20 protein-coding genes and 1 pseudogene are annotated in these 23,027 nt (G+C 64.2%); 6 read left to right on the top strand and 15 right to left on the bottom strand.

Going from position 1 to position 23,027, the window contains the following annotated elements:
• Positions 1-47 precede the first annotated feature (47 nt).
• Together RFN30_RS00105 and RFN30_RS00100 are read right to left on the bottom strand one after the other, a co-directional pair.
• Positions 48-851 carry an ABC transporter permease gene (locus tag RFN30_RS00105; RefSeq protein WP_320260109.1) on the bottom strand — a complete coding sequence of 268 codons (804 nt, stop codon included), beginning with the start codon at positions 849-851 and terminating at the stop codon, positions 48-50.
• A gap of 94 nt (positions 852-945) precedes the next feature.
• A complete protein-coding gene (locus tag RFN30_RS00100; RefSeq protein WP_320260108.1) occupies positions 946-1,929 on the bottom strand; it encodes an ABC transporter substrate-binding protein in 984 nt (327 codons plus the stop codon).
• A gap of 721 nt (positions 1,930-2,650) precedes the next feature.
• Between RFN30_RS00100 and RFN30_RS00095 the strand changes: the two genes are divergently transcribed.
• The 4 genes from RFN30_RS00095 (at position 2,651) to RFN30_RS00080 (ending at position 6,083) form a co-directional block, all read left to right on the top strand.
• Positions 2,651-3,634: an HlyD family secretion protein gene (locus RFN30_RS00095; RefSeq protein WP_320260107.1), complete on the top strand. Its 984-nt coding sequence runs from the start codon at positions 2,651-2,653 to the stop codon at positions 3,632-3,634.
• Positions 3,631-5,229 (top strand): DHA2 family efflux MFS transporter permease subunit, encoded by a 1,599-nt coding sequence (locus RFN30_RS00090; RefSeq protein WP_320260106.1) that lies wholly within the window; start codon positions 3,631-3,633, stop codon positions 5,227-5,229. The genes RFN30_RS00095 and RFN30_RS00090 overlap by 4 nt, the downstream gene beginning before the upstream one ends.
• A gap of 69 nt (positions 5,230-5,298) precedes the next feature.
• A complete protein-coding gene (locus tag RFN30_RS00085; RefSeq protein WP_320260105.1) occupies positions 5,299-5,742 on the top strand; it encodes a PPC domain-containing DNA-binding protein in 444 nt (147 codons plus the stop codon).
• Positions 5,743-5,801: 59 nt separating this feature from the next.
• A complete protein-coding gene (locus tag RFN30_RS00080; RefSeq protein WP_320260104.1) occupies positions 5,802-6,083 on the top strand; it encodes a hypothetical protein in 282 nt (93 codons plus the stop codon).
• A 68-nt stretch (positions 6,084-6,151) separates the two neighbouring features.
• On the opposite strand, the gene RFN30_RS00075 is transcribed toward RFN30_RS00080, so the two are convergent.
• Positions 6,152-6,367, bottom strand: coding sequence for a KTSC domain-containing protein (locus RFN30_RS00075; RefSeq protein WP_320260103.1), 216 nt, complete (start codon positions 6,365-6,367; stop codon positions 6,152-6,154).
• Between the two features lie 114 nt (positions 6,368-6,481).
• On the opposite strand from RFN30_RS00075, the gene RFN30_RS00070 reads away from it, so the two are divergent.
• Positions 6,482-7,087, top strand: a complete 606-nt coding sequence (locus tag RFN30_RS00070; RefSeq protein ID WP_320260102.1) for an alpha-ketoglutarate-dependent dioxygenase AlkB — start codon at positions 6,482-6,484, stop codon at positions 7,085-7,087.
• 296 nt (positions 7,088-7,383) lie between these two features.
• Here RFN30_RS00070 and RFN30_RS00065 read toward each other — a convergent pair whose 3' ends face one another.
• The 11 genes and pseudogenes from RFN30_RS00065 to RFN30_RS00015 form a co-directional block, all read right to left on the bottom strand.
• Positions 7,384-8,181 carry an ABC transporter permease subunit gene (locus RFN30_RS00065; RefSeq protein ID WP_320260101.1) on the bottom strand — a complete coding sequence of 266 codons (798 nt, stop codon included), beginning with the start codon at positions 8,179-8,181 and terminating at the stop codon, positions 7,384-7,386.
• A 2-nt stretch (positions 8,182-8,183) separates the two neighbouring features.
• Positions 8,184-9,041, bottom strand: a complete 858-nt coding sequence (locus RFN30_RS00060) for a 2-aminoethylphosphonate ABC transporter permease subunit (protein ID WP_320260100.1) — start codon at positions 9,039-9,041, stop codon at positions 8,184-8,186.
• Positions 9,034-10,179, bottom strand: coding sequence for an ABC transporter ATP-binding protein (locus RFN30_RS00055; RefSeq protein ID WP_320260099.1), 1,146 nt, complete (start codon positions 10,177-10,179; stop codon positions 9,034-9,036). Before RFN30_RS00055 ends, RFN30_RS00060 begins: the two co-directional genes overlap by 8 nt.
• A 31-nt stretch (positions 10,180-10,210) precedes the next feature.
• The gene (locus tag RFN30_RS00050; RefSeq protein ID WP_320260098.1) at positions 10,211-11,242 is read right to left on the bottom strand and encodes a 2-aminoethylphosphonate ABC transporter substrate-binding protein; all 1,032 of its coding nucleotides are present in this window, start codon (positions 11,240-11,242) and stop codon (positions 10,211-10,213) included.
• A gap of 263 nt (positions 11,243-11,505) precedes the next feature.
• Complete coding sequence (locus RFN30_RS00045; RefSeq protein ID WP_320260097.1) at positions 11,506-12,519, bottom strand: 2-hydroxyacid dehydrogenase; 1,014 nt, start codon at positions 12,517-12,519, stop codon at positions 11,506-11,508.
• A gap of 7 nt (positions 12,520-12,526) precedes the next feature.
• A complete protein-coding gene (gene pbfA, locus RFN30_RS00040; protein WP_320260096.1) occupies positions 12,527-13,873 on the bottom strand; it encodes a (R)-1-hydroxy-2-aminoethylphosphonate ammonia-lyase in 1,347 nt (448 codons plus the stop codon).
• The gene (locus RFN30_RS00035) at positions 13,870-14,988 is read right to left on the bottom strand and encodes a TIGR03364 family FAD-dependent oxidoreductase (RefSeq protein WP_320260095.1); all 1,119 of its coding nucleotides are present in this window, start codon (positions 14,986-14,988) and stop codon (positions 13,870-13,872) included. The genes pbfA and RFN30_RS00035 overlap by 4 nt, the downstream gene beginning before the upstream one ends.
• A 5-nt stretch (positions 14,989-14,993) precedes the next feature.
• A complete protein-coding gene (gene phnY, locus RFN30_RS00030; protein ID WP_320260094.1) occupies positions 14,994-16,448 on the bottom strand; it encodes a phosphonoacetaldehyde dehydrogenase in 1,455 nt (484 codons plus the stop codon).
• Between the two features lie 230 nt (positions 16,449-16,678).
• Positions 16,679-17,935 carry a phosphonoacetate hydrolase gene (phnA, locus tag RFN30_RS00025; RefSeq protein ID WP_320260093.1) on the bottom strand — a complete coding sequence of 419 codons (1,257 nt, stop codon included), beginning with the start codon at positions 17,933-17,935 and terminating at the stop codon, positions 16,679-16,681.
• A gap of 18 nt (positions 17,936-17,953) precedes the next feature.
• Positions 17,954-19,156, bottom strand: coding sequence for a 2-aminoethylphosphonate--pyruvate transaminase (locus tag RFN30_RS00020; RefSeq protein ID WP_320260092.1), 1,203 nt, complete (start codon positions 19,154-19,156; stop codon positions 17,954-17,956).
• Positions 19,157-19,289: 133 nt separating this feature from the next.
• Positions 19,290-20,998: pseudogene (locus RFN30_RS00015) on the bottom strand (Na/Pi cotransporter family protein).
• A 153-nt stretch (positions 20,999-21,151) separates the two neighbouring features.
• Here RFN30_RS00015 and RFN30_RS00010 point away from each other — a divergent pair.
• On the top strand, positions 21,152-22,021 hold the full coding sequence (locus tag RFN30_RS00010; RefSeq protein WP_320260091.1) for a LysR substrate-binding domain-containing protein: 870 nt from the start codon (positions 21,152-21,154) through the stop codon (positions 22,019-22,021).
• A 281-nt stretch (positions 22,022-22,302) separates the two neighbouring features.
• On the opposite strand, the gene RFN30_RS00005 is transcribed toward RFN30_RS00010, so the two are convergent.
• Positions 22,303-23,027 (bottom strand): zinc-binding dehydrogenase (locus RFN30_RS00005; protein WP_320260090.1); only part of this gene is annotated, 725 nt, incomplete at its 5' end.

Below are 23,027 nucleotides of genomic sequence, written 5' to 3'. Positions count from 1 at the left end.
CATTGCTACCCTTGATCCGGCTGCGGTTTGCGAGGTTGCGTTCAAAATCAAGGTGCCCATGGCGCGACCCTTGCCCGGATGATGCGGAATGCCGTGTCGGTGACGAGGCCCAGAAGCCCGATCGCGGCGATCGCCATGAAGATCACGTCGACCTGGAAGCCGCGCATCGCCTTCAGGCTGATGTAGCCAAGGCCGCTCGATGCGGCGACGAGTTCCGCCACCACCAGATAGGTCCAGGCCCAGCCCATGGTGACGCGAAGCGTGTCGAGGATCGCGGGAAGCGCGGCGGGAAAAATGACATGCCACACGGCTTCGCTGCGTTTGGTGCCCAGAGTGTAGGAGGCGTTGACCAGGTCCCTCGATACGCTGCGCGCGCAATCGGAAATCATCACGAGCTGCTGGAAGAAGGTGCCGAAGAAGATGACCGCTATGCGCTGCTCGATGCCGATGCCGATCCAAAGGATGAACAGGGGCACGAAGGAGGTCACCGGCAGATAGCGGATGAAGTTGACGAGCGGCTCAAGCGGCGCCTGCACCGCCCGGTAGGTGCCCATCCACAGCCCCAGCGGCACCGCGATCAGCGAGGAGACGATGAAACCGAGAAGCACCACCTTGGCGCTGGTCAAGGTGTGGTAGAAAAGGCTGCCGTCCAGTGACATGCGATAGGTCGTCTGCAGCACCGTTCCGGGCGTCGGCAGGAACATGTTCGGCACAACGCGGCCATAGGACAGGAGGGCCCAGCCGCCGATCACGGCAACCCACATCGCAAGCGCCAGCGTTGTCGCCGTGCCGGCGGGAATGTTGGCGAATGGGGTCGTCAGGCGCGTCCACGCCGTCCGCCTCTGTGCCATAGGATGGTCTCCGTCGATTTAGGCGTGAAACTCTGGCTTCCCGAGAAAACGTCACGGCCGGCCCGGACGGGCCGACCGTGACGATCTCGAAAGCTCACTGTTCCTTGATGAAATCGGTATCGAGGATGGTTTTGGCGTCGATCGTCATCTTGAGCTTGCCGGCCTTGCCCCAGACGTCCTGCGCGAAGTTCACCAGGTCGGACCCCTCGCTCTTTTCAGGAGTGCCGAAGAATTCCAGGTTGCGGTCGCGGTCGTAATAGCGCACGCCCTTGGCGCCGGCGGCGAAATCCTCGGGCTTTTCGAGATAGCCGCCAATGCCCTTGGCCATGATCTCATAGGCCTTTTCCGGATTGGCCTTGATGTAATCGACCGCTTTGTAATAGCCCTTGACGAGGGCTTTCACGTCCTCGGGATGCTTCTCGATCAGGTCGCATTTGAGGGCGATCACATCGACGATCAGGCCGGGGGTGGTCGTGGAATCGATCAGCACCTTGCCCTTTCCGCCTTTGCGGACTTCGGTGAGATGCGGCTCCCAGGTCACGGCGGCGGGAACCTGGCCGGCGATGAAGGCGGTCGCCGCGTCATCGGCGGTCATGTTGGTGATGGTGACGTCATCCTCAGTCATGCCCTCCTTTTTCAGGAGCACGTTGAACCAGAATTCGGAAATGGAGCCCTCGTTCAAGGCCACCTGCTGGCCCTTCAGATCCTTGAGCGACTTGACGTCGGCCTGTGTGACGACGCCGTCGCCGCCGTGGCTGTCGTCGAGCGCCAGGACGTATTTGAAGCAAAGCTCGTCCGAGCGGTATTTCATCAGCTCGTCGACGGTCGAGGCCGCGCCGTCGAGGTCGCCGCCGGCGACCGCCGCCATGTAAAGCGCCGATTCCTCGATGATCTTCAGGTCGACATCGACGCCGGCTTCCTTGAAGTAGCCGAGGTCTCGGGCAAGGAACAGCGGTCCATAGCCCACCCAGGTCGTCATGCCGAGGCGAATGGCGCCTGCGTCGGCGGGAGCGGCAAGCCCCAGGCTGAGCAGGCCTGCGCCGACCGCGGTCATCAGGCAATTTCGGAATGTCTTCATTGTCGTGGTTCCCCTATGGCTGTGTTGCCGGCATCGGCCTCATTCAAGTGGCGTATGCCAAGCTGTGTTTCGGCAGCCGCTCTCTCGTTACGCGTCGCTTCCCAGGCGGGCCTAGCGTGTTCTAGGTCCCGCAAGAGAGCATCCGGGCCGGATCGCAAAAAGAAGTCTTTTTCTGTCCTTTGCTTCGCCGAAACCGAAGCAGGGGCGGCTTGCGGCCGCCGCCAAGCGGGGCAGAGAAGGCCTTCGAGGGTTTACAGTCGCCCCCACGACGGGCTGGAGCTGATCGGTGAGGAAACCGCTTCGACCGCGCGGGAACCTTTCCGCGTCGGGGATGTTGACCTCAACCTGGCGATGCGCAACGGCGCGGCGCAAGCTCTTGATTGCAGTTCCAGGAAGGGCGCGAAGCGGTTTTCCGTCCGGAATTGCTTAAACAAATCCTTGGAGCGCTGTTCAGGTTTCAACGGTATCCGTGCAACGCTCCAGTCGATCGAAAGGCATGCCGGTGGATACGAATTCTCCCGTTGCCGAACCCGTCGATGAGAGGCAGCGTCTTCCTGACAAGCGGGAAAAAAGCGCGCAGCGCTCCGATAGCCGACGGAGATCAAAGGCCGATACCTCGCCGGACAAGACCGATGCGTCTCCTAAAAACGAAGGCGCTTCGCAGGACAAGCGCGGCGGCCTGTCCGGATCCATCAAACGGCATCCCGTCGGAGCGGGCACCGTGCTGCTTGTCGTGCTGCTGGTTGCAGCAGGCGCGGTGCTCTGGTGGCTGAACGCGCGCAACTACGAATGGACGGATGACGCCTTCATCGATGCGCGCACGGTGACCGTCGGTGCCGAAATCGCCGGCCGCATCACGGAGGTGGCCGTCACCGACAATCAACCCGTCGAAGCGGGGGCAGTCCTGCTTCGCATCGACGACAGCGACTACCAGGCTTCGCTCAAGCAGGCGGAGGCCAGCGTGGCGGCGGCGCAGGCCGAGATCACCAATGTCGAGGCCCAGACCGAGGCGCAGAACGCCAAGATCGACGCCGCGCACAAGCAGGTCGCCCAGGCACAGGCAGCGCTGGAATTCGCCAAGTCGGAGGATCAGCGCAACCGCGAGCTGTTGGCCAGGGGCACCGCCACGCAACAGCAGGCACAGCAGGCCGCGTCGACGCTGCGCCAGGACCAGGCGGCCCTCGACACGGCAACGGCGAATGCAGACGCCGCGAAAAGCCAGCTCGCCGTATTGCAGGCGCAGGGCAAGAGCGCCGAAGCCAAACTGCGGCAGGCACGCGCCAGCGAGGATCAGGCCAAGACAACGCTTGCACGCACCACCATCGTGGCCCCGGTCGCCGGCCGGGCAACCAACATCACCGTGGCCAAAGGCACCTATGCGCAGCCCGGGCAGGTGCTGATGATGTTTGTTCCGAAGGACATATGGGTGAAGGCGAACTTCAAGGAAACGCAGCTCGACCTGATGCGGCCGGGCCAGCCGGTCGACATCGCCATCGACGCCTATCCTGAAAAAGCCTTCCATGGCCGTGTCGACAGCGTGCAGGCCGGCAGCGGCACGGCCTTCAGCCTTCTGCCCGCCGAGAATGCCACCGGCAATTTCGTCAAGGTGGTCCAGCGCGTGCCCGTGAAGATCGTCTTCGACCAGCCGCCGGACGCCTATCTCGGTCCGGGCATGTCGGTGGTACCGACGGTCAAGGTACGATGACTGACGCGGTGCTAGCCCAAGGCGGCGAAAGCCGCTCCGCCGCCGGCGGGCGCAACCCCTGGCTCATCGCAATCGTCGTCTCGATCGCGACCTTCATGATGGTGCTCGACACCTCGATCGCCAATGTCGCGCTGCGCAACATCGCCGGCAGCCTCGCGGCCGGGATGGACGAGAGCACCTGGGTCATCACCACCTATCTCGTGGCCAATTCCGTCATCATACCGATCAGCGGGTGGCTCGCCGACGTCATCGGCCGCAAGCGCTATTACATGCTGTGCGTCGCCACCTTCACAGGCGCATCGCTGCTTTGCGGCCTGGCGCCCAGTCTCAACATGCTGATCCTGTTCCGCGTCCTCCAGGGGCTTGGCGGCGGCGGCATGGCACCGAGCGAGCAATCGATCCTTGCCGACACCTTCCCGCCCGAAAAGCGCTCGCAGGCCTTCGCGCTTTACGGCATCGCGGTCATCGTCGCGCCGACGGTCGGCCCGACGATCGGGGGATGGCTGACGGACAATTTTTCCTGGCACTGGATCTTCTTCATCAACGTCCCCTTCGGCATTCTTTCGCTGGCGCTGGTGCAATGGCTGGTGGTCGAGCCGGACGTTTTGAAACGCGAACGCCGGGAGAGGCTGAAAGGCGGCCTCAAGGTGGATTGGGTCGGCTTCATCCTGGTGGTGCTGGCGCTCGGATGCCTGGAAGTCTTCCTGGACGAGGGCCAGCGCAACGACTGGTTCTCCTCGAGCTTCATCACCACCTTCGCCGTGATCTCCGCCGTCTCGCTCTTGATCCTCATCCCCTGGGAGCTGACACGCCGCGATCCGATCGTCGACATGCGGTTGCTCTTCACGCGCCAGTTCGGCACCTCGTTCCTCGTCATGACGGCGGTGGGCGCCGTGCTGTACAGCTCGACGCAGCTCCTCCCACAGCTGCAGCAGACCGCGTTCGACTATACCGCGACGCTGTCGGGGCTTTCGATGATGCCGGGCGGCATCGCCATGCTGATGCTGATGCCGGTCTCGGGCTTCGCCTCCGGTTTCGTGCAGCCGAAATACCTGATCATGATCGGCATGTCGGCGGTGGCGGTAGCGCTCTGGCATATGACCTCACTGGCGCCCGATGCGACCTTCAGCTTCTTTGCCTTTGCCCGCGTCTTCATGATGGTGGGCATGCCCTTCCTGTTCATCCCGATCTCGACGGCGGCCTATCTCGGCCTGCCGCCGCAGAAGACCAACCAGGCTTCCGCGCTGATCAATGTCGCCCGCAACATCGGCGGCAGCATCGGCGTCTCGCTGACGAATACGGTGATCGCGCAGAATGCGCAGCTGCATCAGTCCAACCTGATTGCAAACACCATGCAATCATCGTCCACCTACCAGCAGATATTGCGGCAGGTCAGTGACTTCTTCGCCGCGCAAGGCTCCCCCGCCGTCGAGGCCAAGGCGCAGGCGGTCGGCTGGGTGGCACAGCTCATCGGCCGCCAGGCGACGCTTCTCGCCTATGTCGATGTCTTCCGCTACTCGGCGATCGCCACTGCTTTGCTGGTGCCGCTGGCGCTTCTGTTGCGGTCGCCCAAGCCGTCCAGACCGGCGAAATAGCACGCTCCCGACGGAACATGCGTGGCGGGTTGCGAGTTGCACCCAAGGCAATGACGGTTGCGGAACGACATGAAATCGAAGCTGGTCTCAGAAACTTCCGGACAAAGAACCTTCGTGGTCGTGCAGGACCCGGGCGACGAAGCGATCGCCGCGCTGACGGCCTTTGCCGGGCAGAATGCGATCACCGGCGCTTCGCTGACGGCGATCGGCGCGTTCGAGAAGGCGATGGTCGGCTGGTTCGACATTGGGTCGAAATCCTACCGCAAGATAGCTGTCGACGAGCAGTGCGAAGTGCTGAGCGCGATCGGCGACATCGCCGTCGACGACAACGGCAAGCAAAGCCTGCACATTCACGCCGTGCTTGGCCTGCGCGACGGAAGGACACGCGGCGGACATCTGCTGGAAGGCACTGTACAGCCGACATTGGAAGTCACCGTGCTGGAGTCGCCCGCTCATCTGCGCCGCAGGAAGCGCCGCGATCTGGGGATCGCGTTGATCGACCTCGAGGCCTGACAGCAGACAAACCCGCTCAGCTCCAGGCCGAAAGTGAAACCGCAGCATTGGAGAGCGAAATGGACCCCCGCAACAAGCAGCGATCCAAACAGCAAGACGAGGCCGAGGCCCCTGCCATCGAGCAGCAGGACTGGGAGTCCTTTGAGGGCGACAGGGTGCTTCCGGACAGCGTGGTCGTGGAAGAAGGCATTCCCGACGCCAGGGAGACGGAAGGAACGCCCTCCGAAGAGGACGATGACAATGCCAGCCAGAACAGCGACGAGGCCTTGCCCGACGACGAGGAAGAGGAGGTTTTATCGAAGGATCCCTCCAAGGAGGGCAGCCGGTTCGACGAGGTCTAGGGTCACACGCTTGCCGGGTGAAGTGGTTCGATCGGCGCCGGGTTGCGAAGGAGCATCCGTCGGCTCGTTCATTGCCGCGGGCCATGCTCCACCAAACGGAAGCTGTACCGGTCGCGCACGAATTCGTTGAAGAACCGTCCCTTGGAGGGAGCGGCCGCGAACGCCGCGTAGGTCTCAGGTTCAACCTCCTCATAGTCATAGCGGTCGCCGCTCGGGACGAACCATACCGAAAGGATCTTCGTCGTCGGATCGTAATGTGTGTACCGGATGGCGGTGGAGGGCATGACGGACATCCTTTTTGCCACGCGTAATCCCTGGAGCCGTCTCGAGGTTCCGCCGTAGCGGGTGTCGTGGAACAAGGCCTTGCGAGACCGGCCGGATTGCCTATCTCAGGGCTCATGCCGTCAACGAAATCGAGAACCGCGGCTCAGGTCCGCCAGGGCGATCTTTTCGGCGCCCCGAACAACTTGCCGGAAGGATTCCACTACCGGCCGGAGTTGATCACGCGCGACGAAGAAACCGAACTGGTCCGCCGCATCGAAGGCCTGCCGTTCAAGCCCTTCGACTTTCATGGCCATCTTGCCAACAGGCAGGTTGTCGGTTTCGGGCTGCGTTACGACTACGATCGACGCGAGGTCGTTGAAGCACCCGCCATACCCGACTTCCTGCTGCCGCTCCGCGACAAGGTCGCTGGCTTCGCCGGCCGGCCCGCGTCCGAATTCTCGCAAGTGCTGATCAACGAGTACCGGCCCGGCGCCGGCATCGGCTGGCACCGCGACAAGCCCCATTTCGAGTTCGTCGCGGGCGTCTCTCTGTTGGCGTCCTGCAGCTTCCGGCTGCGCCGCAGGAACGGCGCGACATGGGACCGGGAGACGATCGAAGTCGAGCCGAGATCCGCCTATCTCATGACCGGTCCGGCGCGCAACGAATGGGAGCACAGCATTCCGCCGCTCGCGGAACACCGCTACTCCGTCACATTTCGGACGTTGCGGCCCGAGCTGTAGCTGGCGCGCGCCTACGCGCCCGCAGCCGATTTCCGATGCGTGCCTCGCGGACTATCATTCTCGCTGACGAAGCGCCTGGCATCGCGGTTCACCACGATCGAATGCGGCTCGGCCTGAAAGGTCATGGTGGAGCCTTTCCCGGTGCGCGCCGCCAGCCCGTGGACATACTATCTTTCCGAGAGCCAGCTTTCGAAAGGCAGCGTGGTGAAGACCGTCAGAAGCTGGATCATGGAACGAGCCAACGCGCACATAGGAGCAGCCCAGAGCTTGGCTGCTCAGCAGCCATCGCTCCTGGACTAGGATCCCGTCGCGCGGCGCGTGATGCGTTCGAGGCCGAGCAACAAGACCAGGGTCGCCGCCACCAGGATCATGGTCAGCGCGGCGCCCGCAAAGATGTCGCCGCGATCGGTCAGCGAGAAGATCGAAACCGGAAGCGTCACCCAGCCTGGCGGATAGACCATCACGGTCGCGCCGAGTTCGCCCATGGAGAGCGCGAAGCTCAGCCCGAATGCCGCCGCGAGATAGGGCGCAAGCAGAGGCAGAGTGACATGCCGGAGCCGATAGGCAGGCCTCGCGCCGAGGCTCGAGGCGACCTGCTCGAAGTCCGGCGACAGCCGCGCCAGGCCCGCCGACACATTGCCGAAGGTGAAGGCAGAGATCAGCACGAAGTGCGCGACCATGACGATGGCGACGGTGCCGTTGAGCAGCAGCGGCGGATTGCTAAACGCAACGAGCAATCCCAGACCGACGGAGACGGAAGGCACGGCGCTCGGGATGAAGAACAGCAGGCCAAGCAGGCGCTCCAGCGTTGCGCCCTGCACGCGCAGCGCGAGCGCCGCCCAGGCGCCGCTTACCAGTGCCAGGGCGCTCGCGGCAAAGCCGGTGACAAGGCTGGCCTTCACGGAGTCGCCGGCCGACCCCTGGACGACGTCGCTGTAGTGCTCCAGCGTCAGGCTGCTGGGCAGCACGCCGTTCCACTGGCCGGCAAGGCTGGAGAGCAGGATGACGGCCAGCGGCGCCAGGAACAGCACGCCGAACAGCAGCGCGAAGATCGCCCAGATGGCGATGCGACCGGATTTCGACCAGACCAGCATGGCTATGCTCCCAGCCGGCCGGCGGCGAGACGGTAAAGGCCGAAGAGGCCGAGCGACAGCACGATGTTGACCAGCGCGATGATGCAGGCGACCTGGTAGGCCGACTCCTGGATGGCCTTGCTGTAGATCAGCAGCGGCAAGGTGATGACGCCCTTGGCGCCGATGAAGAGCACGATGCCGAATTCGTTGACGGTCAAAAGCAAGCACAGGCTGCCGCCGGCAATCAGCGCCGGCACGGCCGCCGGCAGGATCACCTGGCGCACGATGCGAAACGGGCGCGCGCCGAGCACGCTCGCCGCTTCGATCTGGCCGCGGTCGACCAGCGAGAAGGCGGCAAGCAGCGGCCGCAGGATGAAGGGCGTGTAGACGGTGACTTCGGCCAGCACTACGCCCCAGGTCGAATAGAGAAAATCGACGGGCGGCTCCGGCAGCGAAAAGGCCTCCATCAGCCCGCTGTTGAGCATGCCGGCGGAGCCGTAGAGGAAGGTGAAGGCGAGCGTCACCAGGAATGTCGGCAAGGCGATGAAGGTGTCGATCAGCCGGGCGATGATGCCGCTGCCCGGAAACGGCACGAAGGCGAGGATCAAGCCCAGCACAAGGCCGACGATCAGGCATCCGGCGGTGGCCGCCACCGAAATCGTCACCGTGTTGAGGAGCGCGTTGAGGAAGAAGCGCGCATGCAGCACGTGCACGAACTCGGCGACATTGGCAACCCCGCTGTCGTCAAGGAAGGCCTGCCGGGCAATCAGCGCCAGCGGGTAGAAGAACAGCAGCGCCAGCAGCGCCGTCGGCGGCACGATCCAGATGCTGCCGGGCAGCTTTCCGATTGCCGGCCTCGAAAGAACGGCCGCCTCAGACACGGGCGTCCTCCGGAACGAGAAACGTGTCGCCGGGCGTGAAGAAGAGCGGCATCGCCGTGCCGCGCTCCGGCAGGGACACCGGCAGCCTGGTTGCCGAGACGCGCACCGGCGTGCCGTCGACATCGAGCACGAGATGAGTGAGTTCGCCCTGCCAGTGCACTTCCTTGAGCGTACCGACGATCCTGTTCGAATGTTCGTCGTCTCTTGTGAGGCTGAGATGCTGCGGCCTGATGCAGAGCAGGCTCTTGTCGCCGGGCTTCTCGCCGCGCCCCGCCCCTGCCAGCACGGCATCGCCGAGCCTGGCCTTGGCGAAGCCTTTCGGCCCCGCGGCCTCGGCGACCGTCACCGGCAAAAGATTGGCGCGGCCGAGGAATTCCGCCGTGAACCGGTTCGGCGGCCGGCGGTAGAGATCGGCCGTCGGCCCGTGCGAGGAAACCCGGCCGTCACGCATGATGGCGATCTTGTCGGCAAGCGTCAGCGCTTCGGTCTGATCGTGGGTGACATAGAGGATCGTCAATCCCGGCAGGTCGCGATGCAGCTTGGCGATCTCCTCGACCATGTTGCGCCTTATTTGCGCGTCGAGCGCCGAAAGCGGCTCGTCGAGCAGAAGCACGCGCGGCCGCACGGCAAGCGCCCGCGCGATCGCGACACGCTGCTGCTGGCCGCCCGACAGCTCGCGCGGATAGCGCCTGGAAAAGCCTGGCATGCCGACGGTGGCGAGCGCATCCTTGACGCGCTCGGCAATCAGCGCCTTGTCGGCGCCCTGCGCCCTCAGGCCGAAAGCGACATTGTCCTCGACCCGCATGTGCGGAAAGAGCGCGTAGTTCTGCACCACCATGCCGAGCCCGCGCTCGTAAGGCGGGAGGTCGGTGACGTCGGTGGCGCCGATGCGGATGCGGCCGCTTGCCGGCCGCACGAAACCGGCGACGGCCCGCAGCGCCGTCGTCTTGCCTGACCCGGAAGGGCCGATCATCGCCAGGATCTCGCCCGGGGCAATGTCGAGCGTCAGCGGATGCAGCACGACATGCGCGCCGTAAGCGACGCTGACCTTGTCGAAGTGGACATTGGAGCCGGCGCCGCGAATTTTCGCGGCGTCGACGTCCACAACATTGCTTCCCGTGAAAGCGGGCACCGACATGGCTGGTCCTCCGGATTGGGTCACCAGGAGATCAACTTCCGGTCGCTTCGTTCCACTTCTTGACGTAGTCGGGCAGCTTGGTCAGCGCGTCGTCCCAATTCGGCGACCAGACCGTCACGCCTTTCATCGTCTCCTGCAGCTTGGAGAAGTTGGCGTCGTCCGGCTTCACGTCGTTGCGGGCAGGCATGCCGAGGGCAACCGAGCTCACCGTCGACTGCGCTTCCTTGGAGAGCAGGAAATCGATGAGCTTCTTGCCGTTGTCGCCATTCGGGGCGCCCGTCACCAGGCCGATCTCGTAAGGCAGGGCGAAGGTGGAGCGGGTGCCGTCCGGACCCGCCGGCCAGAACACCTTGATGTTCGGATTGTCGGCCATCTGCGACATGTTCATCTGCAGGTCGCCATTGGCGACATGCAGCTCGCCCTTGTTAACCAGCGCGGTCAGCTTGCCGGTGGAAGCCGAGGGACCGACATTGTTGTCCTGCAGCTTCTTCATGAATTCGAAGCCGGCGTCCTCGCCGCCGAAGGCATGGATGATCTGCAGCATGACGGCGGTGCCGTCGCCGGCCTGTCCCGGTGTCGAGTATTGGATCTTGTGCTTGAACTTGGGATCGAGCAGGTCGTTATAGCTCTTCGGCGCTTCCGAGAGCGCGGCGCTGTTGTAGATGAAATTCATGTAGTTGTTGACCAGCGGCCGGTACTTGTCGGTGCCGCCTTCGATTTGCGCGGCAGCCTCGGGCTTGTAGTCCTGCAGCAGCTCATCGGCCGCGGCGCGCTGGATGAATGGAGGCAGCGTCACCAGCACGTCGGCCTGCGGGTTCGACTTCTCCTTGGCGACGCGCTCGACGACACCGCCGGAACCGCCTTCAATGTATTGAACCTTGATGCCGGTTGCCTTGGTGAAGGCAGCGAACTCGGTTTCGTACCAGCTGCCATTGCCGTCATGCAGGCCGTCGGCCGAATAGATGGTGACGACGCCGTCGGCCATTGCCGGCCCGACGAGGGCCGCCGATGCGGAAAGCAGCGCGGCGAAGGCCGCGATAACGGTTGCGTTTCGTGATTTCATGATCGGTTCCCCTGTTGATGGAAGGCACATTCTGCGATGCACTTTGGCCGGCCAGCCTCGGGTCCCTAACCTCGGCCAAGCCGGCTGGACGTCCTCTTTCCTCGGACTTTGGGGATTGGCGATCGATAAGTAAAATCTATTTATTTTATAAAGGCCAAGATTTTCCTGATGCTTGTCATCAAACTGTCGCAGCCGCGTTGCGACCGCATTTTGGGTGGCGGCGGAATGCTGTCGGAACAAACTCTTAAGCGAGGTCTGGTGCGTCAGCCGAACACGACGCCGTCAGTCTGGGCGCGCAGCCTGGGATCCAGCGAGCGCACCGTCACCGGCCTGCCATCGAGAATTTCGAAGCAGCGGGCGAGCGTATCCTCCTCGAGCCGGCGCATGGCCTCAACCGTGAAGAAGGTGAGATGCGGGAAGAGAATGACGTTGTCGCGTCCGAGCAGCGCGCTCATCGGATGGCCTGCCGTCGCCAGCGGCTCCTGCGAATAGACATCGAGGCCCAGGCCGCCGATGCGGTTTTCGACGACAGCCTCGACCAATGCCGCTTCGTCGATCAGCGCCCCGCGCGAGACGTTGATCAAGATCGCGGACGGCTTGAAGCAGGCGAGTTCCGACCTGCCGATCAGGCCCCGCGTCGCTTCATTGAGCACGCAGTGGATCGACACGAAGTCACAGGCACTGAGCATGTCTCGGAGATCGTCTATCTTCTCGATGCCGGCATGCCGCATCGTGGCGGCATCGACGTTGGGATCAAAGCCGAGCACGCGCGCCCGAAATCCCTGTCCGGCCATGCGCGCCATGCTGCGGCCGATCCTGCCGCAGCCGACGAGGCCGAGCGTCGCGCCGGAAATGTCGCGGCCGAGCCAGCGTTGCTCGGGCCAGACCCAGCCAACGCGCGAAACAGCCGCAGTGATCGCCGGCAGCCGTTTCGCCAGCGCGATCATCAGCGCGAAGGCGCCTTCGGCGACCGTCTCCTCGGCATATTCGGGGACGTTGACGACGGGTATGCCGCGCCGCATCGCCGCCTGGATATCGATGGCGTCGATGCCGACGCCGTATTTGACGATGCCCTTGAGCTTATGTGCCGCGTCGATGACGTGCGCGGTGATCGGCGTGTAGCACATCAGCAAGAGGTCGGCGTCGGCGACGGCCGCGATGAGGTCCGCCTCCGGGATGCCATCCGGCAACGTCACCAGCTCGACACCGCGCGCCCTGAGGCCTGCATCGATGCCCGGGCATTCGAGCTCCCGATCGGTGCGGACGGCCTTCATCATCCGCCTCTCAGGCCGCCAGCACAGCGGCCTCGACAATGTCGAGCGCGCGATCGAGGTCGGCGCGGGCGATCACCAACGGCGGCGAAAGGGTCAGCACATTGCCCTGGCTGATCTTGAAGCTCAGCCCCTCGTCGAGACACCAGTAATAAATCTTCTCTGCGAGCGCGCGGGCTGGAGCGCGGCTCGCCTTGTCCTCGACCATCTCGACGCCGAACATCAGCCCCCTGCCCCTGACGTCGCCGACAAAGGGCGAGCGCTGCATGAGGTCGTTCATGCGGGCGAGCGCATGGGCGCCGAGCTCGGCCGAGCGCTCGACGAGGCCTTCTTCGCGAATGATTGCAATGGTGGTCAGCGCGGCGCGCGCGGTGACCGGATTCTTCTCATGCGTGTAGTGGCCGATGGCGTAGTCGCCGGCGACGTCGAGATCGCGCCGCGCGATCACCGAGGCGATCGGCAGGATGCCGCCCCCGAGCGACTTCCCGAGCACGATGATGTCCGGTGTGACACCGTCATGCTCGGAGGCGAAGAATCTTCCGGTCTTGCCGAGACCGGTCGGGATCTCGTCGAAGATCAGCAGCGTGCCGTGCCGGTCGCACGCCTCCCGCACCGCCTTCCAGAATCCCGGCGCCGGCACCAGCGGCGTCGCCCGCATCGGCTCGGCGATGAAGGCGGCGAAGTCGCCCTCGCGCCCCAGCACATAGGCGATCATGCTGGCGCAGGCGCGCGCCGAGTCCTCCAGCGAATTGGTGCCATAGGGGCAGTTGTGCGGCGCCCATGGCGCGACATGTTCGGTGCCGGGCAACAACGGCCCGGCAATGCCGGAGCGGAACGTCGCCTCGCCACCGACGCTGGAAGCGCCGAAGCCGGCGCCGTGGAAGGCATCCCAGAACGACAGCGTCTTGAAGCGGCCGGTGGCCGCGCGCGCCAGCTTCAGCGCCACCTCGATCGCGTCGGAGCCGCCGGTCGTGAACAGCACCTTGCCGAGATCTCCCGGCGCCAGCGCGCCAAGCGTCTCGGCAAGCTCGACCGCCGGCTCGCAGGTGAAGCGGCGCGGCGCAAACGGCAGCGCGTCCATCTGCTGGCGAATCGCTTCCTTCAGGCGCGGATGGCCATAGCCGATATGGTGGACGCTGTTGCCGTGGAAATCCATGTAGCGGCGTCCGGCGGTGTCCTCGATCCAGATGCCTTCCGCCTTGGCGATCGCCGAGACGCAGGGACTGGAAAGGCTCTGATGCAGAAAGGCCGCCGCGTCGCGGCGCAGAAGCTCTTGCGAGGGCGCGTGGCTCTGCCTGGCGCTCCATTCCTGGCGGGCGGCCGCCTTGTTGGATTCGCCTTCGGTGTGGACGAGCGTCATGGACCGAACAACTCCCCGATGGTTTCTTCGCCGAGTGCGAATCCGGTGCTGGCGCCGGTTCCGCTGGTCACGATGACAAGCCGCGCATCGGCATGCGGCGCATCGCGCAGGACGGCATTCTTCGCCGAGGCGTAGCTGCCGGTCCAGCGTGCAACCACCTCGGGCACCATGCCGAACAATGTCTTGAACTCGTCGAGGATCAGCCGGTCGACAGCCTCCGATCCGAAGGGATCAAGCGCCAGACCGTAGTGATGGGAATCGCCGACGACCAGTGAGCCATCCGCGCTCTGCACGACGATCAGGTGAACGCCGTTGGCCAGTGCGGCTGCGCTCTGCTCGCTCAACCTGCATCGCAATGCGGCGGCCTCAGGCAGGCCGGCGAAGCCGCCATAGCGCAACAGGCTGAGATCGGACATCAGCGCCGACGAGAGCCGGAAGCCGGGATAGGCCAATCGAAGCATCTGCAACTTGCAGCGCTGGACGCCATGCTTGCCGATGCGCTGCGGGTAGAGCGTGCTGAAGTCATCGCCGGGACAGATGACGACCTTCTCCGCACGCAAGCGCCCGGCGCTCGTCACCATGACCGGCGGTGCGATCTCGCTGACCGATATGCCGGTGCGGAACGCGACGCCGAAGCGCTCGGCCAGGAAAGATGCCAGCCGCGGCAGGACCTCGCGCGATTCCACGCGCAATTCGAACGGGCTGAAGAGTCCGCCGATGATCGCCTTTCCATCGAGGCCGCATAGCTGCGCGACTGTCTCCCGCGCCGTCAGGAGCTTGCAATCGGCGCCATGCTGGCCGGCCTTGAAGGCCTCGAGCACGGCAAGCGCTTCCGGACGCTGCGCGGCGATCAGCTTGCCGCGCTGGAGGATTTCGATCCCCGCTTCATTCGCAAGCTCGAGCCAGATCCTGCGGGTACGCTCGGCCTGGCGGCGTGATGGACCCGGCTCCTGGCCCGTGACGACGACGAGGCCGAAATTGCGGATCGAGGCGCCGTTCGCCTGCCGGTCGCGATCGATGACGACGACGCGCAGACCGCGCCGCGCCGCTGCCAAGGCATGCGCCAGTCCGACAATGCCGGAGCCGACCACCGCAAGGTCATAGGAGTCCGTCATGGCGCCTACCACGGCAAGGAGAATGTCTTGACGTTGGTGTAGCTCTTCATCGCTTCGATCACGCCTTCCTTGTAGCCGTTGCCGGAATCCTTGATGCCGCCGAAGGGGCTCATCTCGATGCGGTAGCCAGGCACTTCCCAGATGTTGACAGTGCCGACCTTGAGCCCGGTTATGTATTTCTGCATGCGGCGGAAATCATTGGTGCAGACGCCGGACGACAGGCCGAAGGCCGTCGAGTTCGAAAGCGCGATGAGCGCCTCATCGTCGTCCGGCGCGCGCACGATGGGCACGATCGGCCCAAAGGTTTCCTCCATCACCAGCTCAGACTGGTGCGGCACGCGGTCGACGACGATCGGCGGCAGCAGCGCGCCCTTGCGGCCCGGATCGTAGAGCACTTCCGCGCCCTGCTCGGCGGCCATATGCACACGCTTCTCGAAAAGCGCGGCCGCCTTTTCGTGCACGACGGTGCCGAGCTGCGTTGCCGGGTCGCGCGGGTCGCCGAAGCGGATCGCCTTTGCCCGCTCCAGAACCATCGGCACGAAACGGTCGGCAACCTTTTCCTGGACCAGGATGCGCTTGACCGCCGTGCAGCGCTGGCCGGAATTCTTCGTGGCGCCGGCAACGGCAAGATCGGCGGCCTTGGCCAGATCCTCGTCCGAAAGATCGTTGAGCACGATCAGCGGATCGTTGCCGCCGAGCTCCAGCACCTGGCGCTTGTAGCCGGCCTTGGAGGCGATCATCTTGCCGACCGGCACGCCGCCGGTGAAGGTGATCAGGTCGATGTTGGGGTTGGTGATCATCTCGTCGCCGATATCGGCCGGCCAGCCGGTGACGACGGAAAGCATCTCGGGCGGCAGGCCGGCCTCGTAGAGGATGTCGGCCAAAACCAGCGCCGTGATCGGCGTCAGCTCGGTCGGCTTGACCACGACGCAGTTGTTGGTGGCGATCGCCGGCGCCACCTTGTGCGAGACCATGTTGAGCGGATGGTTGAACGGCGTGATCGCCGAGATCGCCTTGAGCGGCTCGCGGATGGTGAAGATCTTGCGCTGCTTGCCATGCGGGGTGAGGTCGCAGGAGAAGATCTCGCCATCGTCGTGGATGGCGAGCTGACCGGCCAGCGTGAAGACGTCGAAGGCGCGCCCGACCTCATAGAGCGAATCCTGCTTGGAGATGCCGAGCTCCAGCGTGATGAGATCGGACAGCTCGTCCTTGCGGCCGTTGAGCAGTTCGGCGGTCTTGAGCAGTATCTTCTGCCGCTCGTAGCGCGTGAGCTTCGGCTGGTAGTTGGCGGCGATTTCGAAAGCGCGGCGGGCATGCTCGGCGCCGCCTGCCGGCACAGTGCCGATCACGGTGTCGTTCCATGGGAAGCGCACGTCCAGCCTGCGTTCGGCGTCGACCTTGCGGCCGGCGATGCGCATCGGCTCATGGCGGACTTTGATGGAGGGATCGAGTTGGATCATGGGCGGTGTTCCAGCGGCTTCTTGGATGCGTCGCGGGGGTCGACCCCCACTCCGGCCCTGCGGGCCACCTCTCCCCCGATCGACGGGGGAGAGGAAATTAGGCGATGTCAGCGCCCCAACGATTGGAGGCTAAGCCGCAGCTGGCCTAGGCGCCTTTCCTCTCCCCCGTCGATCGGGGAGAGGTGCCGAGCGAAGCTCGACGGAGTGGGGGTCGACTGCCACGTTGGACATCAAGCCTGCGCCGCCGCCATCGTCGCGTAGTAGAACGCGTCGAAGTTGCGCAAGATTGGCTCGTTTGGCAGGTCCGGCAGCACCCGGTTGACGATGAAGGGCACCGTCTGCTCGGCGAGGCCGCCATGCGAGCGCAGCGGCTCGTCCAGCGCGGCCAGATTGTGCCGGTGCTCGGAGGTGCCGATCGTCTTGTTCTCGCCGGAGATCAGGATGATGTCGCCCATGCGGTCCTCGGGCAGCTCGAAGCGGGCGCATCCTTCCTCGCGGCCGAGCACCAGCATGATGTCCTCGATCTTTCTGAGCTTTGCCATGAGCGCCTCGCGGTCGGCAACCTTCGGAAGATAGGCGGTGGCGAAGGAGCCGAGCGCGCCGTGATGGACCACATAAGGGTCGGTGATCGGCAGGATCACCCGGGCGGCATCCTTGCCCAGCCATTCGTCGAGAAGATCCTGGACGTAGACGACATTGGGCGAGCCGTCGGCATGGTGTTTCGGCTTCATGCCATGGTCGGCGGTGACGACGATCGCGGCGCCCAGCGCATCGAGCTCGGCGAGATACTTGTCGAACATCTCGTAGAAGGCGTTCGCCTCCTTCACGCCAGGCGCGTATTTGTGCTGCACGTAGTCGGTGGTGGTGAGGTACATCACGTCCGGCCGGAACTCCTTCAGGAGCTTGGCGCCGGCGGCAAAGACGAACTCCGACAGCTCCGCGGAATAGACTTCCGGCACCGGCCGGCCGAGCCACTGAGACGCATTGTCGATGCCGTTGGCAGCCTTGGTGGTGGTGTCCGACTTTTCCGAGGAGAAGCAGACGGCGCGGCCATCGTCATAAGCAAGGCCGTGGCCGAGCAGCGCGCGCAGCTTGTCCTTGGCCGTCACCACCGCCACCTTGGCGCCGACGTCATAGAACTGCTTGAAGATGGTCGGCGCGCGCAGGAACTTCGGATCGTTCATCATCACCTCCTCGCCCGTCTCCGGGTTGTAGAGGTAGTTGCCGCAGATGCCGTGCACGGAAGGCGGCCGGCCGGTGGCGATCGACAGATTGTTGGGGTTGGTGAAGCTCGGGATCACCGAATGGGCGAAGCGCACCGTGCCCTTCTGCTTGATCCTCTCCAGCGCCGGCATCAGTCCGGCATGAATAGCCTCGTCGAGATAGGCCGGCTCGCAGCCGTCTAGGCAGATGGCGATGGCCGGCACGCGCGGCCAGGCGTAGGAGCGGCCGTTGGCCGTGACGTTGACAGGTGACATCTGGTTCATCGGAAATCCTCTAGACTTTTAGGCGGCGAGCTTGGCGCGCTCGGCGATAGCGGCGGGAGACGGAGCAGCGGTGTCGACGCCCATTTCGCTGAGCGATTGCGCGGCCGCCTCGACAACACGACGCATGACATGCTCGTCCATCTGGCCGATGCAGCCGATGCGGAAGGAATCGACGACGGTGAGCTTGCCCGGATAGATGATGAAGCCCTTTGCCTTCATCAGATCGTAGAACCTGTCGAAGGCGAAGTTGGCATGCGCCGGATTGAAGAAGGTGACTATAATCGGCGACAGCCAGCGATCCTTCAGCAGCGTCTCGAAGCCGAGCTCGCGCATGCCGGCCACCATGACGTCGCGATTGCGGGTATAGCGCGCGCCGCGTCCGGCGACGCCGCCTTCCGCCTCGTGCTGGTGCAGCGCCTCGAGAAAGGCCGCGACGACATGTGTCGGCGGCGTGTAGCGCCACTGTCCGGTCTTGTTCATATGCGCCCATTGCGCATGGACATCGAGCGACAGCGAGTGGCTGCGGCCCTTCGCGGCCTCCAGCTCGCTCTTGCGGGCGATGACGAAACCGAAGCCCGGCACGCCTTCGATGCATTTGTTGGCGGACGACACCATCGCCTCGTAGCTTATTTCGTTGACGTCGAGGGAAATGGCGCCGAACGCGCTCATGGAATCGACGAGCAGCTTGCGGCCGTTGGCGTAGACCGCTTCCGATATCTCGGCGACGGGGTTGAGGATGCCCGAACTGGTCTCGCAATGAATGGCGATGACATGGGTGATGGCAGGGTCGCCCCTCAGCGCCGCCGCCACCTCTTCGCCTCGCGGCGGCAGGTAGTCACCCTTGTCAATCAGCGTATAGGCGCGGCCGATATACTGCATGGTCTGCGCGGCCCGCAGCCCGTAGGCGCCGTTGGCAAGCACCAGCACCTTGCCGTCTTTCGGCACGAACGATCCGAGCATGGCCTCGACGCAGAAGGAGCCGCTGCCTTGCATCGGCACGCAGTCGAATTCATCGCGGCTGTCGCCGGTGAGCGTCAGCAGACGGCGGCGCAAATCGGCCGTCATGGCCCGGAATTCGCCGTCCCAGGAACCCCAGTCGCGAAGCATCGCCTGCTTGACGGAGTAAGAGGTCGTGAGAGGCCCCGGCGTAAGCAGATAGGGCTCTCCCATCGCCGGCTCGTCCAGCGGCTTGGACGCCGCAAATTTCGTCTCAGCGAGCATGCTGCCCCTCCACTTCGGTCACTGCCATTTTCGATGTGGCGCCATTGTTGGCTTCGGTGACATATTTGTAAAATCGTTATTTTGTATCGATGTATAAATTTTCCCGATGACATTTGATATGTGATTGCCGGCATCATACCGGGACATGAACCGTCTTCTCCTGTGGGGGAGCGCCTCGCGCCAGCCGGCTTTCGAGCAGATCGCCGCTTTCGCTCAGCAGCGGATAGGCGACCGAAGCCAGCAACGAGTTGATCTCCTTCAGCGCCCGAACGGCCTCTAGATGGATGTCGCTCGTCTCGATGCTTTCGGGCCTGCCCGATTGCAGGCGCCGCAAATGTCGGTCATGGCTCAGGCGCTCCAGCTTGCGCATCCGCTCCTTCTCGACGACGAGTTGGCGCGCCGACTCAAGATCGCTCGACACCAGGACATTCAGAGCAAGTTGCATGTTGGCCATGACACGATCGTGAAGGCCGACGAGTTCGTTCCACCGTCCCGCGAGAAGCGCAGTTTCTTCTCGGCGGTCTCCTGCGCGAGGACCAGCAGGTTCTTGGCCACGATGTCCCCTGCCCGCTCGAGGCTGATGGCGAAATCGGTGAGATCGATGCCACGCCGGGCCTCGGCCGGCGTCAAGGCGCCGCGATTGACCTCGGCGATGTAGAGCTTGATATCGGTATGGGCGCGGTTCACTTCATCGTCGAGCTTCTGCGCCCGCCGGATGCGCTCCGGGGTGCCGGCGTCGAACAAATCCATGACCGGACGCAGCATGAGCTCGACGACTTCGCCCATGCGCAGCAGCTCGCGCGTTGCGTTTGCCAAAGCAAGGCTGGGTGTGCGCGTGACGCTGCGATCGAGCGCGCTTGCCCGCGATGCCGGCATATCATCCGCCGTGGAGGCATTCGTCGCGGGCGCGTCGGCGACAAGCCGCGCGACCAGCCTTTCCATCACGCCGGTGAAAGGCAGGCAGACAACGACAAGTGCCAGGTTGAAGGCCAGATGCAGGTTGACCAGTTGCCGCCCCTCGGTCGCGCCGAACAGAGCGGCCGGGAACGGGCCAAGCTGAAGCGCAAACAGCACGCCGAGCGCCGCCGTCGCGCGAAACAGCAGATTGCCGAGCGGGATCCGGTGCGCCTCCACGGCCTGCTGGCCGCGCGTCAGCCAGAACCCGATGAAGCCGCCGCCCAGATTGGCGCCGAGCACGAGCGACAGCCCGACATCGATCGGCACCACGCCCTGCGCGGCGAGCGCGACGAACAGGAGTATCGCAGCGACGCTGGAATGGATGAGCCACGTAAACAGCGCGGCCGCCGCAAAGGCGGTGAAGAAATCGCCGCGCAGATAGGAAATCATGATCGGCAACAGCGTGCTTTGCCGCATCGGCGCCGTCGCCTCGCCGATCATGTGGAGCGAGAGCAGCACGAAGGCGATGCCCATGAGGATACGCCCGGCCTGCCTGACGGATCGCGCTTCGAATTTGAGGAACAGCACGCCACCAACCAGGATGAGGACCGGCACCAGCCAGCTCAGGTCGAACGAAAGCATCTGCACGACCAGGGCGGAGCCAAGGTCGGCGCCAAGCAGGATCGCCAGGCCGACCGATACCGGGACAATGCCGCTTGCGGCAAACCCGGCTGCAAGGACCGCGACCGCTGTCGAACTTTGCAGCAGCACCGCAAGCCCGGTACCGGCCGCGACCGCCTGAAGCCGTCCGCCGCGCGCCCGCCGCAGCACATCGCGCAGCGCCGGGCCGCCGGCGCGCTCGACGCCGGTGCGCACCATGCGGACTGCCCAGAGCAGCAGCATGACGGCGCCCGCGAGATGCAGCAGGATCATGGAGAATTGCATGGGCTGGCTCCGAATTGGCGGCCAACCCCGGTTGGCCCTCTATCGAGGGTGAAGCCGGACATGACATAAATCAAATCGTTCGTTTCTATCTTTATATCAGATCTGTCTATGCTAGTTTGGGCGACTGAGTGGTGGCCAACCGGAGCCCGGCGAATGCGCTATGTGCAATTGAGAGCATTTCATCAGGTCGCGATTTCCGGCGGTTTTTCGCGCGCGGCCGAAGCGCTGTTCCTCACCCAGCCCGCGATCTCGGACCAGGTTCGCAAGCTCGAGGAAGAGTATGACGTGCTTCTGTTCAACCGGAACAAGAAGCAGGTGACCCTGACCGCTCAGGGTCAGAGGCTGCTCGAGATAACGCACCGCATGTTCGAGACGGAGCAGCAGGCGCTGGAACTTTTGACGGAATCGCGCGCGCTGCGCTCCGGCACGCTGCGGATCGTCGCCGACGCCGCGCACCATCTCCTGCATATCCTCGGCGCCTTTCGCGCCCGCTATCCGGGCGTTCAGGTTTCCGTGCGTTCCGGCAACACTGAGACGGTCATCAGCAGCCTGTACAGCTACGAGGCCGATATTGGGGTGCTTGGCGAAATGCCGGCGGGGCGCGATTTCGAGATGCTCAAACTCAATTCGACGCCGATCATCGCCTTCGTTTCCGCCGACCACCCGTTGGCGACCAGGAAGTCGCTGACGCTCAAACAGCTTGCGCAGGAACCGCTGGTGATGCGGGAACGCGGCTCCAAGACGCGCAAGAAGCTCGAGGATCTCGCAGCGGCGTTGAATGTCGAGCTCAAGCCTGCGATCGAGGCCGAAGGCCGCGAGGCCGTTCGGGAGATCGTCGCGTCGGGGGCCGGCGTCGGTTTTGTCTCGGCGGCCGAGTTCGGTCACGATTCCCGACTGGCTCCGATTTCGATCAACGCCCCCGAGACGCTGATGGACGAAGCGCTGATTTGCCTGCGCGAGCGCAGCGGCGGCAAGCTCGTGCGCGCGTTTCTCGACACGGCTCGCTCAATGTCGAGCGATTAGAGCGTTTCACCGTTTCACGGAAACGGCGAACCGCTCTATCTCTTTGTTTTGACGCAATTCCGGACGGAAAACCGCTTCACACTTTTCCTGGAATTGCTCTGGATCTCATAAGACGATACCGGCGGCGCGATCGAGTTGCGCTTGCTCGATCACGCCGCCGGCCGGCGCCAGGATTTGGGAACACGCGGGCGAGCCGGGAGGCGGAGCCCTGCGAAAAGCCTGGCGGTTCAGTTGGACGACCTCGAAGCCGTCGTCTGTCCATTCGTCGGCCCAGCGTCCCCTCAGTAAACCACGACGCTGCGGATCGACTTGCCCTCATGCATGAGGTCGAAGCCCTTGTTGATGTCCTCGAGCTTCAGCGTATGGGTGATCATCGGGTCGATCTGGATCTTTTTCTCCATGTACCAGTCGACGATCCGCGGCACATCGGTGCGGCCGCGCGCGCCGCCGAAGGCGGTGCCCATCCAGGTGCGGCCGGTGACCAGCTGGAACGGGCGCGTCGCAATCTCCTGGCCGGCGCCGGCAACGCCGATGATGACCGACTTGCCCCAGCCGCGATGCGAGGCTTCCAGCGCCTGGCGCATCACCTTGGTGTTGCCGGTGCAGTCGAAGGTATAGTCGGCGCCGCCGATCTGGTCGGCGCCGCGCTTGGTCATGTTGACCAGGTACGGCACGATGTCGCCGTCGATCTCCTTCGGATTGACGAAATGCGTCATGCCGAACTTCTCGCCCCAGGCCTTCTTGTCGTTGTTCACATCGACGCCGATGATCACGTCGGCGCCGGCCAGGCGAAGCCCCTGGATGACGTTCAAGCCGATGCCGCCGAGGCCGAAGACCACCGCTGTCGCCCCTTGCTCGACCTTGGCCGTGTTGATGACGGCGCCGATGCCGGTGGTGACGCCACAGCCGATATAGCAGATCTTGTCGAAGGGGGCGTCGGGATTGACCTTGGCGACCGCGATCTCCGGCAGCACGGTGAAGTTGGAGAAGGTCGAGCAGCCCATAT

Source organism: Mesorhizobium dulcispinae, from assembly GCF_033977345.1.
Lineage (GTDB): Bacteria > Pseudomonadota > Alphaproteobacteria > Rhizobiales > Rhizobiaceae > Mesorhizobium > Mesorhizobium dulcispinae.
Note: the sequence above shows the minus strand (reverse complement) of the source record. Positions and strands in the feature narration are given on the sequence as shown.

Bases quoted from the DNA above. Each gene is read 5' to 3' on its own strand.
- RFN30_RS00105 (WP_320260109.1), bottom strand. From the start codon at position 851: ATGGCACAGAGGCGGACGGCGTGGACGCGCCTGACGACCCCATTCGCC.
- RFN30_RS00100 (WP_320260108.1), bottom strand. From the start codon at position 1,929: ATGAAGACATTCCGAAATTGCCTGATGACCGCGGTCGGCGCAGGCCTG.
- RFN30_RS00090 (WP_320260106.1), top strand. From the start codon at position 3,631: ATGACTGACGCGGTGCTAGCCCAAGGCGGCGAAAGCCGCTCCGCCGCC.
- RFN30_RS00085 (WP_320260105.1), top strand. From the start codon at position 5,299: ATGAAATCGAAGCTGGTCTCAGAAACTTCCGGACAAAGAACCTTCGTG.
- RFN30_RS00080 (WP_320260104.1), top strand. From the start codon at position 5,802: ATGGACCCCCGCAACAAGCAGCGATCCAAACAGCAAGACGAGGCCGAG.
- RFN30_RS00075 (WP_320260103.1), bottom strand. From the start codon at position 6,367: ATGCCCTCCACCGCCATCCGGTACACACATTACGATCCGACGACGAAG.
- RFN30_RS00070 (WP_320260102.1), top strand. From the start codon at position 6,482: ATGCCGTCAACGAAATCGAGAACCGCGGCTCAGGTCCGCCAGGGCGAT.
- RFN30_RS00065 (WP_320260101.1), bottom strand. From the start codon at position 8,181: ATGCTGGTCTGGTCGAAATCCGGTCGCATCGCCATCTGGGCGATCTTC.
- RFN30_RS00055 (WP_320260099.1), bottom strand. From the start codon at position 10,179: ATGTCGGTGCCCGCTTTCACGGGAAGCAATGTTGTGGACGTCGACGCC.
- RFN30_RS00050 (WP_320260098.1), bottom strand. From the start codon at position 11,242: ATGAAATCACGAAACGCAACCGTTATCGCGGCCTTCGCCGCGCTGCTT.
- RFN30_RS00045 (WP_320260097.1), bottom strand. From the start codon at position 12,519: ATGATGAAGGCCGTCCGCACCGATCGGGAGCTCGAATGCCCGGGCATC.
- pbfA (WP_320260096.1), bottom strand. From the start codon at position 13,873: ATGACGCTCGTCCACACCGAAGGCGAATCCAACAAGGCGGCCGCCCGC.
- RFN30_RS00035 (WP_320260095.1), bottom strand. From the start codon at position 14,988: ATGACGGACTCCTATGACCTTGCGGTGGTCGGCTCCGGCATTGTCGGA.
- phnY (WP_320260094.1), bottom strand. From the start codon at position 16,448: ATGATCCAACTCGATCCCTCCATCAAAGTCCGCCATGAGCCGATGCGC.
- phnA (WP_320260093.1), bottom strand. From the start codon at position 17,935: ATGAACCAGATGTCACCTGTCAACGTCACGGCCAACGGCCGCTCCTAC.
- RFN30_RS00020 (WP_320260092.1), bottom strand. From the start codon at position 19,156: ATGCTCGCTGAGACGAAATTTGCGGCGTCCAAGCCGCTGGACGAGCCG.
- RFN30_RS00010 (WP_320260091.1), top strand. From the start codon at position 21,152: ATGCGCTATGTGCAATTGAGAGCATTTCATCAGGTCGCGATTTCCGGC.